The following is a 15,627-nucleotide window of genomic DNA, read 5'->3' on the forward strand; positions in this document are numbered from 1 at the left end:
TCGTTGATATGTCTAAGATGACTTAATACGATAAGCACACTATCTATTAAAAAGCATAAAGCTTAATATGGGTAGTCCAAATTCTTAAAAGTTCCTAAATTTTCAACATGTTTCACAGTTTTTTCATGTCTATATATGTAAAAAAGACCGCTATGACGCGGCCTTTAAGCATGTTTCGTATCTGTCCAAAATATTGTTGGTTCACTGGGATGAAAATGGTAAACTTCAATGTTGACGACTGGCCAGAATTTGTTTATAGACCTCAATAGCCGATTGTCTTGAGACTTTCAGATCCACAATTGCACCCTGCCGAGGCTGATGAATCTCTTTGCTATGCAAATCCTTCAAGTCAGGCAGCCATTTGCGGATGTAATCCCCTTGGGGATCATACTTCTCTGACTGTGTCACCGGATTGTTCACCCGAAAGTATGGAGCTGCATTCTCGCCAAGTGATGCACACCACAGCCAGTTGCCCCGGTTTTGAATATTGTCATAGTCACGAAGCTTGCGTCTGAAATACGCTTCACCCAGCGTGAACGGGCATCGCAGATTTTTGGTAAGGAACATCGCGGTCAGAATACGAAGCCGATTCGGCATATGTCCAGTCTCATTCAGTTCCGTCATGGCTGCATCGATAATCGGAATGCCCGTTTCGGCCTTACACCACTGTTCGAAGTGAACCTCACTGAGCGCCGACAGATCATAAACTTTTTCATATGTAAAATAATGACTCTCATATACGGCCCGATACAGATAGAAGTCGCGGAAGCACAATTGTCTGATCCATTCATCCGAATGCTCCGTGCGTTTTGCAGCATCGTACATCTTACGGATGGAAACAGCCCCCACAGCTACATAAGAACTGAGCCGACTCGATTCATAAGCTTCATATTCATCCCGATGGTCTCCGTAATCGGCAATTCTGTCAGATAAAAAGCCGTCCAACAATTGATGAGGTTCCTCCAAATCCGATACATCATATGACAGCAATTGAGGTGGCACCTGGAAGGTCTCCGGCCATTCTATCTGCTGATCACTGACCTTCACATCCGCAACCGTAGTGGTTGAAGCTGGATTAGGATGCTCATTCATGAATTCCACCCAGCGTCGGTGGAAGGCAGCAAATACTTTGTAAGGCTCGGACTTACCCGTATAATCAGCGAACCCCTTCAGGTCCATCAGCAAATGATCCGTCAGCTGCGTAAACGTGACTCCTCGTGACTCCGTTACCTTACGTATTCCACGATCACGCTCGATTGCATATGGCGTCATATCCCGATGAACTATAACTTCATCTATACGACTTTGCATCCGATCGAGGATATGTTCAATCACCTCAGCTGGTTTGCCATAAAGAACGTGCAGCTTGCAGCCTGACTCGCGATACCGCTTACCAAGCTCAGCAGCATGCTGTAGAAAGTTCACTCCACTATGTTCCTCTTCGCGACCTTGCCGCAGCAGAAATGGATCATAGATGAGCACATGCAGACTCTCTGCATCCTGGTTCCGCAAATAATCAAATGCGACTAGATCATCTGTACGCAAATCTTTGCGATGTATGAATAACTTCATGCTTCATCCTCCTACTGGATTTCAGCCTACTTTGCCGTTAAATCTTCATACAGCCTGATTGTCTCCTGCTCCGGTTGATGTCCCAGTTCTTCAAGCAGGGTCAGCGTAAATGAATGATATATTCTGAGTATGGCTTGTTGATCACCCATGGATGCACATACTCTCATCATTAATCGGCAGATCTCTTCGGCATATGGCTCCCGTTCCTGTAGTTCGTTCAACTGCTCCATCGCTTCCTTGCCCCGTCCATGCTTCATGTCCCATTCGGCGATATCCATAACCAGTCCTACATATTTACTTTTCAGTTCTCTAGCTTTGGCTTGAGCCCAGCGATAATCATGCTCCTCCAGATAATCACCGCGGTAGAGCGGGACGATATCCCGCAGTTGATCAACATTGTCTGACGTAACGGTATCATAGGCCATACCTTGCTCAAATTGCTCTACATCACTCACCAGATTACCCGATAACAAACGATAGCGGTTCATGTTGTATTCCAGCTTGCCCGTCATACTCCATTCCCTCAGCAGTTTGCGGATTTGATAAACGGATGTATGCAAATGCGTTAGCCCTTTCTCTTGCGAAACATCCGCCCACAATTTATCCAGTAGAATCTCTTTGCTTACCCAATCTCCTCTATGGTGAAACAAAAAAGCAAACAGTTCCTGCGATTTGGCTGTACGCCACTTATGTTTCTGCGCTTCCTGATCCAGGCTTCTGTAGATATCGAGATGTTTAAAAGTAAGCAATCCAGGCACACGGGTATCCAACTCCACAGCCTCAGATTCCAGAACCTCAGCAGTTGCAGCAACCTGAGGGGTTGAGGCTATCATCCCTGCGGCAATGCGATCGATCGTTTTGCCAAGCCTCACTGAACTTACCGGCTTCAGCACATAATCCAACGCCTGAAGTTCGAAGGCTTCAACCGCATGATCCGCGTAAGCCGTTATAAATATAATGCGAATACTGCTGTCCAATTGCTGTATATATTCAGCCGCTTCCAGTCCATTCATTTCCGGCATGCCAATGTCCAGAAACACTACGTCCACACGCTCTTTTGCCAGAAAATCCAGACCGGCACGGGCTGTTGAAAAACACTGCACGGGTGTAATCCGCCCATCCGATCGTAACAGGCGCTCCAGATGAAGCTGCGCCGGTTTCTCATCATCGATTACAATGGCTTTCATCGCTATTCCAGCCTCCTGCCGTGAATTATTCAATGGGAATACCGGTTATCTTGGCACCCGCTTAATAGTCTGTTAACCAAATCCGCCCAGCTCGGCCCATTATTTGGAACCATTTCTCTTCTCCACAGGTATGCGAAACCGTATTAGCGTTCCTTTCCCCGAATGACTCTGAATCTCCAGCCCTTGACCATATATAGACAACAGGCGTCGATTAATATTCTGTAGCCCTACACCTCCAGGACCTTCAGTTCGCCCTGAACTTACTTGAGCCAAACGCTCAGGAGGTATGCCTACTCCATCATCCTGTACCACAATGACGATGTGCTCATCTTCCCTGGTAATACCAAGGTTAACCGTACCGCCTGCAGCACGCTCCATCACCCCGTGACGAATCGCATTCTCCACAAGTGGTTGAATACTGAGTGGTGGCAGGTAAAGACGCACATCTGGGTCGATATCATAATGGACCACCAAACGTTCCTCGAACCTAGCTTGTTCCAGATGTACGTAGGACTCCACTAACTCCAGTTCCTTCGCTAGCGGAACCAGTTGGTCGCGGTTCTGGAAATCGAAACTTCCCCGCAAGTAATGACTCAGTTCAATAAGCAAATCGGTCGCTTTATCCGGATTGACGGCGCATGTTGCAATAATGACGTTGAGCGCGTTATATAAAAAGTGCGGTTTGATCTGAGCTTGCAAAAAGGCCATTTCCGTACGAATAACTTCCTGTACCGAGGTACGCATCTCAATTAACGTCCGCACTCTTGCACGCAGTTCACCTGCATCCACAGGTTTGCTCAGAAAATCATTTGCTCCTGCCTGGAACCCCATTTTGATATCTTCAGGCAGCCCGCGAGCTGTCAGCATAAGAATAGGCAGCTCGGACAAGGAGCTGTTCTCACGCAGCTTGCGACACAGCTCAAGCCCGGACATTTGTGGCATCATCCAGTCTGTAATGACAAGATCAATGGAGGGGTGTTCTTCACGAAGCTTCAGTGCTGCTGCCCCGCTATCCGCTGCAATGACACGGTAACGTTCCGTTGATAGAAGATTGAACAATACCTGTCGATTCACAGGATCATCGTCCACAATCAGAATGGTATGCTCTGCTTCCAGACTATCATCCGTCTCATCCCAATGCACTGCTGCTGCCGTATCCTGCGCTCTTCTTTCTTGGGTAGATACATATTGAGCCGCAACAGGCTTCGAATTCACTTGCAGCAAAGGAAACTGCACAACAGGCAGGGTAAAATGAAAGGTCGAACCTTCACCTGGCTCCGATTCTACCCAGATGATCCCTCCCCCAAGCTCGACAAGTTTGCGAGTGATACTCAGTCCAAGACCAGTTCCTCCGTTAACCCTCTCACTTGTTCCGTTGCCCTGTTCGTAAGACTGAAATATGTCTTCCAGTTTATCTGGGGTAATACCAACACCTGTATCGGCGATAGATACCGTCACCATAGCTCCATCCACACGGGCATAGATCCGAATCTCACCTTGCTTCGTGTACTTATACGCATTGCCCAGCAGGTTGTACAGAATCTGCCTTAGGCGATCCTCGTCCGCTTCAACCAACGGCAACGCTAGAGGCCATTGTTGAATCAGCACAACCGGTTTATCTTCAAAGGTAAAACCAGAGACTTCAACCACCGTTCGGGCAACGGATTCAAGGTCCACAGCATTCCGTTTTAATTCAATTTCACCATTTTTGAGCTTGGAAAAATCCAAAATATCGTTTACCAGCAGTGAAAGCCGCTTTCCAGTTGAGGTGATCATGGACAGATTTTTAGCCTGCTTGGGTGTAACCGCTCCTGCCGCCCCTTCCAGCATCGATTGAGCAATATTAATAATGCCATGTAGGGGAGTTCTCAGTTCATGTGACGTATTGGCCATAAACTCATCCTTGAGAATATCAATGGCAAGCAAACGTTCAGACAACGCTTCAACTTCACGGAATGATTGTGCGAATCGGGTCGCTGTTAGAATCATCTGTGCAAAGACGAATAACAGAAGCTCGTACAGCGCAAGAAATGTCGTATCCACGGTGGTGAAAGCACCAACGGTGTGCAGCACAACCACCATAAATATACTCATCATGCTCATTAGGACAAAATGACCGTCGTTCGGTTGCTTTTTCAGCCAATGGAGCATAGCTCGCAGCGTGTAACCAATCACCACCAGTGAAATCAGCAGCATAGGCAGCTCCAACAATGAGAATAGAACAGGAGACAATGTAAGGCCTACCACGCATTGGACTATTACCAGAACCACACCCAAGCGAACAAACCATTGATGTACCGCTCCAGGAACAAGTGCATCCATGTAACGTAGCAAGTAATAATACGCAAGAGCCGCGCTGAGTAATTGCAGCCGCAGAATATCATTATTCGGTAAGAATGGTAACAGGGTTCCCAGCAACTTCTCTCCATGAGTTAATGCGTACATTGCACCGGACAGGCTGAATAACCCTAGATACCGAAGCTCTTTCTCACTGCGCCGCAGCCGGAATAACATCAGGAAGAAGGCCGCTGGCAAAATAAATCCGAATAGTGTCATCAGATCCTTGAGCCAATCCTGTTGTTGGCTCTTCAGGATACTGTGCTCGTCTCCAAACAAAATGGATGCGATAATGCCTCCAGACGAGTAGCTGTAATTGGATACCTGAATGATAATATCTGCAACGTCGCCTTCTATGGAAGTAAATCCTGTAAAAGGCAAATTGAGCTGAATGTCGGTATTTCGTGTTGTACCTGGCAGCCCTTTGCCGCCAATCTCTTTGCCATCTATAAATAAACGATGAGCCATACGGATATTTTGAGTGCGGATTCCGTAATCGTTCTTCTCTGCTCTAGGGGGAATTCGAACACGTAAATGATAGGTCCCATACCCGTGCGCCTCTCCAAGAATCCCATTCCACCGGGAGGGGACATGGATAGGTAGAGGTTTGGAAAGCGGCTTGCGTCCGGATACGTCCGCCTCAAAATCAACAGGCTTCAACAACTGACCCGGATAGAAATCCCAAGTACCATTCAGGGATGCAGCCCCATGCCTGTCGAAGTTCCAGCTGGTCAGGTCCATGACCCCATCCCTTGCATGAGGGTTGCCGCGCTCAATAATTAACGTTTGAATAATGGATCCCAGAGGAAAGGCAACAATACATATAAAGCTAATGGTGAGCATAATCCAGTGTTTTCTCATCTATGTAATCCTTCCGCCCCCATGGCGAGAGACGTCTAATTTTGTCGTTTTATACCTATAACTCCATGTTACACGTTTCTGTTGCTGACGGAAATAGTTCTTACATGATATTTTAACGCCAAAAAAGCCACAGGCTCAGCTACCGGAATGCAGACCGGAGTAAGACCCGTGACTTTTTGAATTTGTTGACTATCTTTTCTACTTCTCTCGTTTCCTTACGCTTGTCCAACGACCTGGGCCAGTTTCTGCACGATTCCAGCCCAGCCCTGCTCCATCCGTTCACGAACCATGGCATGAGCCTGTCCAAATTCAGTCAGTTTGTCCGCGTCCCAACCACTGTGAATCAATGCAAAGTCAGTGTCTTGTCCTTGCTCCGTTAGTTCAAACGTAAGCGTCCAGTCCTTACCCCATTGGAATGACAGCTTATGTAGCGGCTGAACTTCCGTGACTTTGCACGGTGATTTACCAAAGGGTCCTGCTTCCAATATAAATTCATGCCCTTCCACCGGCTCCAGATTGCTTGGCATAAACCATGATTCCAAGCCCTTCGACGTCGATACAATCGCCCACACTTTCTCCACAGGTGCGTGAAGTAACAGTTGTTCCCGAATATCTGGCAATGCACTTGAAGATTCCATGATATCTCTCCTTCTAAATGGATATAACTCATTGTTCAAGATTAGATGATATGTGTCAAATATATTCTGCTAACAACAGGTACTCTGTTGACCGGCATTGAAAACAAATCTATAATTGGAACATATTACATAAAAGGTGCGTGATTTCTTATGATAGTCTGCTCTGAAAAATTCAATTCCAACCGTTGCCGGAAGGGATAAACATTTCGTAGCTAGTCCCTTCCACATTCTATTCTAATTATGTTGTGGAGGAAACGTTACATGTCTTTTAGTTATTATGGTCCTTTATGTACCGAGGTTTATAATGCCACCAAACCCGTTGGCCAATCCCTCGGAGGCGATATTGAATTTTACCGTGATTATCTGATGAACTGCAATGGACGCATCCTGGAAGCAATGTCTGGTTCAGGTCGAATGCTGATTCCATTACTTGAGGCTGGTTTGAACGTAGACGGTCTTGATTATTCAACGGATATGCTCGATTCATGCCGGGCTCTTTGTACCGAGCGAGGATTGCCCCTGCCTGAATTGTTCGCTGCTGATCTGGAGACACTTGATCTTCCTTATCGGTATGAAGTCATTATCATCGCCGCAGGCTCCCTGCTGCTTATTCAAGATAGACAGGCTTCCATAAAGGCCCTGCATAATCTGTATCAACATCTGGAACCTGGAGGCCGACTTGTGCTGGACCTCTTCCTACCCGATGTTACGAATACGACCTCACACTACTCAGGTACCTCGACTGTTCAATTACCGGATGGCGATACGATTACAATGGAGAGCAAAGACATCGAAGTCAATATGCTTCAGCAATACAAAGTAAGTTTAATTCGCTATGAAAAGTGGCGCCATGGCACCCTCATAGCCACAGAACTGCAACAGCTTGCATTACGTTGGTACGGCGTGGAGGAGATGCGCATGATTCTGGAACAGATCGGTTTCGTTGAAGTTATTGTATATGCCGACTTCGACCCCGACCAGGAACCTTCGCGTTCTGATCAGAAATTTGTGTTTGAAGCGACACGAGGACTACCCTCGGAAGTGGATTCACTTTCAGGTCAAAGCGCTATCGAATCGACCACACCGGGATAAGATCCAAGATCGAGGAAGTAACGTGCATACGATTGGTTAATACGTAAAAATTGCAGCTAATAACAGTTGCTAGGTTCGTTAGATTGTAATGATGCTAAAAAGGGATGTCCTCCGTCATGTTCATGACTTATGGGACATCCCTTTTTAATTGAATTTATATAAATGTTCTAATTAAAAATGTTCTAATTAAGATCAGTACCCGCGAGAATACGGCTGTGCGATAGCCGCTTTATCTTTGCTAACACCCAGTTCCAGAGCTGCATGAGTCGCCCAGTAAGGATCACGCAGCATACCTCTGCCAACCGCGACCAGATCTGCATCACCGTTGCCGATAACCGCTTGAGCCAGAGCTGAATCTTCAAGCATGCCTACCGCAATGACAGGAACGTTCAGTTCTTCACGGAAACGACGAGCAAACGGCACTTGGTAACCAGGGTAGTTACCCGGTTTACGTTGTCCGGAAGGTCCTTCACCGCCAGAGCTAATGTGGAACATATCCACGCCTGCTGCCTGATAGGCACGGGAAATTTCAATGGTATGATCAATGTCATACCCGCCATCAGCGTATTCCACTGCCGAAATCCGCATAATCAGCGGCATATCTTCCGGCATTTCTTTTTTCACTGCGCGAATAATCTCGACACCAAAACGGGAAAGATCCTGTCCATACTCATCCTCGCGATGGTTCATCAGTGGAGAATGGAATTGATGAATGAGATAACCGTGTGCACCATGCAGCTCAATCGCATCGACCCCCGCAGCTACTGCACGGCGTACACCGTCCGCAAATTTCTGTACCATGGCTTGTGTTTCCTCTGTAGTTAAAGCGTGTGGTGTATTAAAGCTCTCTCCAGGGAAAGTAACCACTGATGGAGCTACAGGTCGAGCCGCATCCTCTGCTTTACGTCCAGCATGCGCGATCTGAATCGCCACCTTGGAGCCATATGCGTGAATACCATCCACCAGCTTGGTAAAGGCAGGAATGTGTTCATCTGACCAGATGCCCAGATCATTGTCAGTAATACGTCCGTCCGGATCAACATCCGTCATCTCGATCACGATCAACCCTGTACCCCCAACCGCACGGCTTACATAGTGTACCTGATGCCAATCGTTCGGAATGCCGTCTTTAGCAGTAACGGAATATTGGCACATCGGTGCCATAACGACACGGTTATTTAGTTGAAGTCCCTTGAATTGATAAGGGGAAAATAATTTCTCTGTCATTTCAATTCCATCTCCTATTCAGTATGTTGATATATGTTGAGGCAATTCCTTGTTTTCCAGATCGGAAAACAGCTGCCCATGCTTGCCGCAGTTGTCCTGCTCCAAATCCTCAATAACTATTATGAACCTAACCTATAGAAATACAAGTACGTACTTTTTTGTGAGATAGTACCCTTTTTTATACCTAGTTGACCATTTTCTTCTGATGCATTCACCACAACTCGAAATGAACCCAAAACATGATATGATAGCCATACAGACATACAGGTTATACTATACCCACTTTATATAAGTTGTACCTAACGGTTACACGAAAACGGAGAGGGCAGGATAAACTGGAGAAGCGAAGCGTTCGCCTTTATCACCGGATTTCCCTTTTAATAAGGGAATCAAAAAAATCTGGGGATAACAGCGATCAGAAGGGTATTCTGACCTCGTAGTGATAGTGTAAAATAAGTGGTCAACTTATATACTAACCGAGCCGAAGGAGCGATTACTGGTGAAAGATATTTTAATTCAAAGACTAACAACCTATGCTCAAATGGACACACAATCCGATGAAAATAGCGAGACCTGCCCTTCCTCACCAGGCCAGCTGGTCTTGGGTAAATACCTAGTTGAAGAATGTACATCCATTGGATTGCAGGAAGTGACCATGGATGATAACGGCTACGTAATGGCGACATTGCCATCCAACACAGACAAGGATGTTCCAGTGATCGGTTTCCTGGCTCATCTGGATACAGCAACGGACTTCACAGGCAAAGATGTCAAACCACAGGTCATCGACAACTATGATGGACAGGACATTGTGCTGAATCAGGAATTGGATGTGGTGTTATCCACAACTGATTTCCCAGAACTGCGTGAATATAAAGGCCACACCCTGATTACAACAGATGGCACAACACTTCTTGGCGCGGACAATAAAGCCGGTATTACCGAGATCATGACAGCAATGGCCTACCTGATTGAACACCCGGAATTAAAACATGGAAAGATTCGTGTTGCTTTTACCCCGGATGAAGAGATTGGCCGTGGGCCGCATAAGTTCGATGTCCCTGCTTTTGGAGCCAAATATGCCTACACGGTGGACGGCGGACCACTTGGCGAGCTGGAATACGAAAGTTTCAACGCGGCTGCTGCCAAAATCACAGTACGGGGCACCAACGTGCACCCGGGCACAGCCAAAAACAAGATGGTCAATTCCGCTAAAATTGCGATGGAGTTGAACCGCCGATTGCCTGCGGAGGAAGCTCCCGAATTCACAGAAGGTTATGAAGGATTCTATCATTTGTTATCTATCGAGGGAGACGTCGAACTGACTAAGATGAGTTACATCATCCGGGACTTCGACCGGGAGAAGTTTGAGGAACGTAAAGCGTATTTGTTGGATGTCGTGGGCGAATTGAAAAACAAATATGGCGAGAAAAGTATCTCCATTGAATTAAATGATCAATACTATAACATGCGTGAGAAAATCGAACCTGTGCGCCAGATCGTCGATATTGCACACGAAGCGATGACTCGCCTGGATATCGAACCTGTCATCCGCCCAATTCGGGGAGGCACAGACGGTTCCCAGCTTTCGTACATGGGTATGCCTACACCCAACATCTTCACTGGCGGAGAGAACTATCACGGCAAATTCGAATATGTATCGGTGGATAATATGGTGAAGGCCACACAGGTCATCGTGGAAATCGCTCAATTATTCGAACAGCGTGGAGATGTTTAAACCATATCTAAATTAATAGAACGACAAAGAAAAAAAGCCTTCACCTGACAAGTGGAGGCACTGGACACCCTCTGATCTGCAGAGGGTGTCTTTACATTTTTACCGTAAAACGATGTGAGGTACTGCCATCTAACCTACTTATTCGTACATATTACCTCCCGCAATTTCACGCAGCTGCTCCAGATTGCAGATGACAATGTTGCGCTGTTCTTTGCGGATGATTTCACGGTCACGAAGGTCATGGATGACCCGGTTCAAGTGTCTATAGCTCGTGCCCAGCATATCGGCCAGCTCTGTTAACTTGGAGGTCTGGATTTCTTCTGTGATCTGCTCCCCCTGCTCCATCGTGGACAACAAATAGCTTGCAAAACGGCTCTCTACAGGATAAAGCAGATTAAGACTCGATAGATTCGAGAAGGTATATAATTTGTGGGTCACATGACTGAGCATAAAATGGAGAAATTTCGGGTTTTCAGCATATGTATTCTTGAGATAGCGATAGCTTACACCGAGCAACAGGCTCTTGTTGACGGATTCCACCGTGTTTTTGGCTTCCTTACCATTGACCAGCTCCAGATCACCTACCAGAGCAGGAGGCATACTGAAACGCAGCAACAAAGACTTGCCATTCGGAAGTGTTGTATAAATCTTGAGCTTACCTTGGACGAGAAAATATAATCGTTCGGGACGTTCACCTTTGGCACATATAATCTCGCCTTTGGAGGCTTCGAGCAACCTTAATTCAGCAAGTGCAGGCTCGTCGAGCACCTGATCCAGGCCATGCTCCCGCGCAAGCTGGCGCAGCAATCCAAAGTCCATGATTTCTCTCATCTCGGAACCCCCCTGTGTAGATCTACATATGCATTGGACACATGTCCCATAAACGATATAGATCAGTACAAATATCTTAATATAAAAATAGTTACAACTAGAACTTATATCCAATACATTCATTTAAATGGGAAACACTTTAAAATCCAGCCTTCAAAATGACAATATTTTATGAAAAAAGAAGTACATGATAGCGCACTCTTATCCGATGAAAGATAAAGCAATAAGCATAGTTACAACTGCTAATTTAGAATTCAAATAAAGAAAGGATGGTTCTACCTGTTATGAACGTTGTAGATGCTCTTTTGAAAGTAATGCCTTATATCCGTATGATTCTTAGAGAACCAGCCAGTCTAACGGTGTATGATCACGAGAAGGTACTGTATTCTGTCTCCACCGATAAGTTCAATCTTGGATTCAACGAAGGTGATCCTCTTTTGGATGGATATAAGAACTTCACCGCTCTCACGAACGGAAACGAAGCCTCTCTGACCCACCTGCCGGCAGAATACTACGGTATCGAGCTTGATATCCTTAATGTACCGATCTTTGATGATAATCATCAGGTCGTTGCTATTTTCTGCGTATCATATGATCAATCGAACCAGAATCAGCTTGAAGCTATTATACAAGAAAACCAAACGATTAATGGAAACCTGGTTGAAATGGTCCAGCACGTTGCCGCTCATGCGGAGGAATTGCAGGCCACCAGCGAACAGATTCTGGAGAATACACGCCTGGCGGTAAAGAATTCGTCTCAGATCAACAAGGTTGCCGGGTTCATTCGTGAAATCTCGGAACAGACCAACTTGCTTGGGCTCAATGCCGCTATCGAAGCTGCGCGTGTAGGTGAAGCCGGAGCCGGCTTTGGTGTGGTCGCAACGGAAGTGCGCAAACTTTCTGTCGATGCCAAACAGGCTACCAGCGATATTGATATTAGCTTGAAGGATGTACAACAGGTTATTAAACAGATGGAAGTCGAAGTATCTCAGATTGCAGCTTCTTCTCAGGAGCAAGCTACGCTCGTATCTTCGTTCACGGATGTCATCGAGAAGCTGAATGAAGCGGGAGAATGCATGAAAGCCCTGTCTGAGCAACTGATCAGTTACTCTGTGAATGATTAAGAAAATGTGCATCTCCCGATAGGAAGGTTACCGACTCCACCAGTACTCTTTGAATAATAACTAATTTAGATGTAATAAACAGGACTTGGAATCCCCGTCCCCGTGACGGAAATTCTAAGTCCTGTTTCATTTGTCTTTTTATCGCGGTGTACGTGGAGTCCCTACTACCTCGGCCTCCGACTCCCAGCATTCCACTTCTCCCGGAATGTGAATACGGTCCCGAGTAAAGATCGGGTCACGTCCTTCGGCCTTTTGTTTCTTGTAATCTTTCAGCGCATCGAATGTCACCTTGGACAGCATCAGGATGGCGATCAGATTCACCACAACCATTAGTCCCATAAACAGGTCGGCCAGATCCCATACCAACTGTACCTTGGCAACGGCACCGAACAGCACCATCGCGATGACACATACACGGTATACCCACAGCCATACTTTATTGGATTTGATAAACTCAATATTGGTTTCCCCGTAGTAATAATTCCCGATGAGCGTACTAAAGGCAAACAGGAACACCATCACTGCCAAAAATCCGGATGCCCATGAACCAATATGCACACTTAATGCCGCTTGAGTTAATTCAATCCCGCCCAGATTGGAACCTTTGTACACCCCAGATAACAAAATAATCATGGCCGTGCTTGTACAAATTACCAAGGTATCGGTCAACACACCAAACGCCTGAATAAGCCCTTGTTTGACCGGATGTGTTGTATCCGCCGTAGCGGCAGCATTCGGTGCACTACCCATACCCGCCTCATTGGAGAACAAACCACGTTTGACACCATTCATCAGCGCGGCTCCAAGTGTACCACCCGCGACCTGTTCAATGCCGAAGGCATTTTTCACAATCAGCGCAATCATGGCCGGAAGTTGTGTGATGTTCGACAGAACAACAAATGCAGCCACACCAATGTACAGCACAGCAAGAACAACGACGATGTATTCAGACGCCTTGGCAATCCGTTTAACACCACCCATAATGATTCCTGCGAACACAACGGCCATAATGATGCCTACAGTCAACCGATCGATGCCGAAAGAATTTTTGAATGCGACTGTAATCGTGTTGGACTGCACAGCATTAAAGACCAAACCAAACGACAACGTAATGAGAATTGCGAACAATATCCCCATCCATCGTTTCCCGAGGCCACGCTCCATATAATAAGCCGGCCCTCCGCGGAATCCGCCTTTATCTTTGATTTTATAAATTTGAGCAAGCGTACTCTCCACAAAACTCGAAGCCGAACCAAAAATTGCGATAACCCACATCCAGAATACAGCCCCTGGTCCCCCCAGTGCGATTGCCAGTGCAATACCGGTAATATTCCCGGTTCCCACGCGGGCCGCCATACTGATACAGAATGCCTGAAACGGCGAAATTTTGCCGGGCTCCTTGCTCTTCGGCTCCTTGAGCACTTTCACCATATCCCCAATCATGCGGAATTGCATGAACCGGGTCTTGGTCGTAAAATACAAACCACATACGACCAACAAGATGATTAACAGCTTGGACCACAGAAAATCATTGAAAACTGCAATAATATCTTGTATTGTTTGCTCCATTGGCTATGCCCCTTTTCGTTGACGGTTCGTTAAAAAGCGTTCCCCAGCTGTATGACTGAGCGAAAAATTCTCATACTACTTCATAAAGGCATGCAGTTCTATCGCTCCAGACGGACAGATCTCTGCTGCAGTACGATAGTTAAGAGATCGTTTGCACCATTCTGCACATCTCGGAATCCACATTTTCGGATGTTACCTATACTACAGGGTCATCTACGGAAACCGACAAATACCTACACGGAAACATTTAAATTTTTTATAAATAAGCAACGTTTATCCATTCACTGTTACTTTATCTGACATATCCGTCAGCATACACGGGTCTTCACATCGGGATATACAACCAAGTATGATAATAGGGGACATTAATAGCAGGGAAAGATCATTTATAGATGCAGAGAACGAAATATATAGGAGTGAACTTAATCAGAAAGGAGGACCACGGAAATGCGTTATTTTATTGTGGATGATGATCCTGGGGTTCGATCCATGCTAATGGATATTATTGAAGATGAGGGGCTCGGTGAGATTGTGGGAGAAGCCGAAGATGGGGCTCATATTCATGCTGAACTGTTGGAGCTGCATAAGGTGGATGTACTCCTGATTGATCTGCTCATGCCGCAGCGAGACGGGATTCAGACGATACGTGCGCTTGAAGGAAGGTTCGATGGCAAGATCGTGATGATCTCCCAGATTGAGTCGAAAAATATGATTGGGGAAGCCTATTCGCTTGGCATCGAATACTATATTACGAAGCCGATTAATCGACTGGAGATTCTGTCTGTTCTGCGACTGGTGGACGAGCGTCTGCGTATGCAGCAATCCATCGCAGATATTCAGCGTACGCTGCAAGGACTGTCCAGATTACAATCTTCTGAACGTGCTTCAACACCGGCCCCTGACAAAACGATCACGACAGCAGGACATTTCCTGTTATCCGAGATGGGCATGATCGGAGAAGCCGGCAGTAGAGATCTGCTGGACATGCTGGAATACCTGGAGCAGATTGAAACGGAGGAACATAAACTCTCTCCATACACGTTCCCGTCACTTAAGGATATCTTCCAGAATGTAGCCATACGCAAACTGGGCTCCGATGCCACATCAGCGGAAATAACGAAGGAGATCAAGGCATCCGAGCAGCGCGTTCGCCGGGCAATTTTCCAAACATTAAGCCATGTCGTATCGCTCGGACTCACGGATTACACACATCCAAAGTTCGAGAATTACGCGTCAAAGTTCTTTGACTTTACGGAGATTCGCAAGAAAATGCTGGAACTGCAAAACAATGTGGAGCCCTCCTTGTCCCAGACCCGCATTAACACCAAAAAGTTCGTTCAGGTACTGTATCTGGAAGCCAAGCGGCTGTTGCATTAAAGAGTAAAAAAAACATGCGCTCATGATCGAACTGGAACTGATACAGCATTCGTTCTTCCTGCTGCCTATTCCAG

General features: G+C 46.3%; 11 protein-coding genes. 4 read left to right on the plus strand and 7 right to left on the minus strand.

Annotation, left to right across the window (positions count from 1 at the left end; translation table 11 throughout):
- Positions 1 to 225: 225 nt before the first annotated feature.
- From HP548_RS13085 to HP548_RS13100, 4 genes are all read right to left on the minus strand, one after another.
- Entirely contained in the window at positions 226 to 1,572 is a 1,347-nt protein-coding gene (locus tag HP548_RS13085) for a cryptochrome/photolyase family protein (RefSeq protein WP_175381914.1), read from the minus strand.
- Positions 1,573 to 1,598: 26 nt separating this feature from the next.
- Positions 1,599 to 2,759, minus strand: coding sequence for a response regulator (locus tag HP548_RS13090; RefSeq protein ID WP_175381915.1), 1,161 nt, complete (start codon positions 2,757 to 2,759; stop codon positions 1,599 to 1,601).
- Positions 2,760 to 2,858: 99 nt separating this feature from the next.
- Positions 2,859 to 5,957, minus strand: coding sequence for a hybrid sensor histidine kinase/response regulator (locus tag HP548_RS13095; RefSeq protein ID WP_175381916.1), 3,099 nt, complete (start codon positions 5,955 to 5,957; stop codon positions 2,859 to 2,861).
- 215 nt (positions 5,958 to 6,172) lie between these two features.
- On the minus strand, positions 6,173 to 6,595 hold the full coding sequence (locus HP548_RS13100) for an SRPBCC family protein (protein WP_076287352.1): 423 nt from the start codon (positions 6,593 to 6,595) through the stop codon (positions 6,173 to 6,175).
- Positions 6,596 to 6,856: 261 nt separating this feature from the next.
- On the opposite strand from HP548_RS13100, the gene HP548_RS13105 reads away from it, so the two are divergent.
- Positions 6,857 to 7,687, plus strand: coding sequence for a class I SAM-dependent methyltransferase (locus HP548_RS13105; protein ID WP_175381917.1), 831 nt, complete (start codon positions 6,857 to 6,859; stop codon positions 7,685 to 7,687).
- 192 nt (positions 7,688 to 7,879) lie between these two features.
- Here the strand turns inward: HP548_RS13105 and HP548_RS13110 are convergent, their stop codons facing one another.
- A complete protein-coding gene (locus tag HP548_RS13110; RefSeq protein ID WP_076287351.1) occupies positions 7,880 to 8,914 on the minus strand; it encodes an NADH:flavin oxidoreductase/NADH oxidase in 1,035 nt (344 codons plus the stop codon).
- Between the two features lie 499 nt (positions 8,915 to 9,413).
- Between HP548_RS13110 and pepT the strand changes: the two genes are divergently transcribed.
- Positions 9,414 to 10,652: a peptidase T gene (pepT, locus tag HP548_RS13115; RefSeq protein WP_175381918.1), complete on the plus strand. Its 1,239-nt coding sequence runs from the start codon at positions 9,414 to 9,416 to the stop codon at positions 10,650 to 10,652.
- Positions 10,653 to 10,790: 138 nt separating this feature from the next.
- Here pepT and HP548_RS13120 read toward each other — a convergent pair whose 3' ends face one another.
- Positions 10,791 to 11,483 carry a Crp/Fnr family transcriptional regulator gene (locus HP548_RS13120; RefSeq protein ID WP_063567772.1) on the minus strand — a complete coding sequence of 231 codons (693 nt, stop codon included), beginning with the start codon at positions 11,481 to 11,483 and terminating at the stop codon, positions 10,791 to 10,793.
- 665 nt (positions 11,484 to 12,148) lie between these two features.
- Between HP548_RS13120 and HP548_RS34105 the strand changes: the two genes are divergently transcribed.
- Entirely contained in the window at positions 12,149 to 12,607 is a 459-nt protein-coding gene (locus tag HP548_RS34105; protein WP_409347656.1) for a methyl-accepting chemotaxis protein, read from the plus strand.
- Between the two features lie 138 nt (positions 12,608 to 12,745).
- Here HP548_RS34105 and HP548_RS13130 read toward each other — a convergent pair whose 3' ends face one another.
- Positions 12,746 to 14,176 (minus strand): alanine/glycine:cation symporter family protein, encoded by a 1,431-nt coding sequence (locus tag HP548_RS13130; protein ID WP_076287348.1) that lies wholly within the window; start codon positions 14,174 to 14,176, stop codon positions 12,746 to 12,748.
- Between the two features lie 447 nt (positions 14,177 to 14,623).
- Here HP548_RS13130 and HP548_RS13135 point away from each other — a divergent pair, with 447 nt between their 5' ends.
- Positions 14,624 to 15,553 carry a response regulator gene (locus HP548_RS13135; RefSeq protein WP_076287347.1) on the plus strand — a complete coding sequence of 310 codons (930 nt, stop codon included), beginning with the start codon at positions 14,624 to 14,626 and terminating at the stop codon, positions 15,551 to 15,553.
- Positions 15,554 to 15,627 lie beyond the last annotated feature (74 nt).

Origin of the sequence: Paenibacillus taichungensis (genome assembly GCF_013359905.1) — a bacterium.
Lineage (GTDB): Bacteria > Bacillota > Bacilli > Paenibacillales > Paenibacillaceae > Paenibacillus > Paenibacillus taichungensis.

Coding starts and splice junctions, on each gene's coding strand:
- HP548_RS13085 (WP_175381914.1), bottom strand. CDS start 1,572: ATGAAGTTATTCATACATCGCAAAGATTTGCGTACAGATGATCTAGTC.
- HP548_RS13090 (WP_175381915.1), bottom strand. CDS start 2,759: ATGAAAGCCATTGTAATCGATGATGAGAAACCGGCGCAGCTTCATCTG.
- HP548_RS13095 (WP_175381916.1), bottom strand. CDS start 5,957: ATGAGAAAACACTGGATTATGCTCACCATTAGCTTTATATGTATTGTT.
- HP548_RS13100 (WP_076287352.1), bottom strand. CDS start 6,595: ATGGAATCTTCAAGTGCATTGCCAGATATTCGGGAACAACTGTTACTT.
- HP548_RS13105 (WP_175381917.1), top strand. CDS start 6,857: ATGTCTTTTAGTTATTATGGTCCTTTATGTACCGAGGTTTATAATGCC.
- HP548_RS13110 (WP_076287351.1), bottom strand. CDS start 8,914: ATGACAGAGAAATTATTTTCCCCTTATCAATTCAAGGGACTTCAACTA.
- HP548_RS13120 (WP_063567772.1), bottom strand. CDS start 11,483: ATGAGAGAAATCATGGACTTTGGATTGCTGCGCCAGCTTGCGCGGGAG.
- HP548_RS34105 (WP_409347656.1), top strand. CDS start 12,149: ATGGTCCAGCACGTTGCCGCTCATGCGGAGGAATTGCAGGCCACCAGC.
- HP548_RS13130 (WP_076287348.1), bottom strand. CDS start 14,176: ATGGAGCAAACAATACAAGATATTATTGCAGTTTTCAATGATTTTCTG.
- HP548_RS13135 (WP_076287347.1), top strand. CDS start 14,624: ATGCGTTATTTTATTGTGGATGATGATCCTGGGGTTCGATCCATGCTA.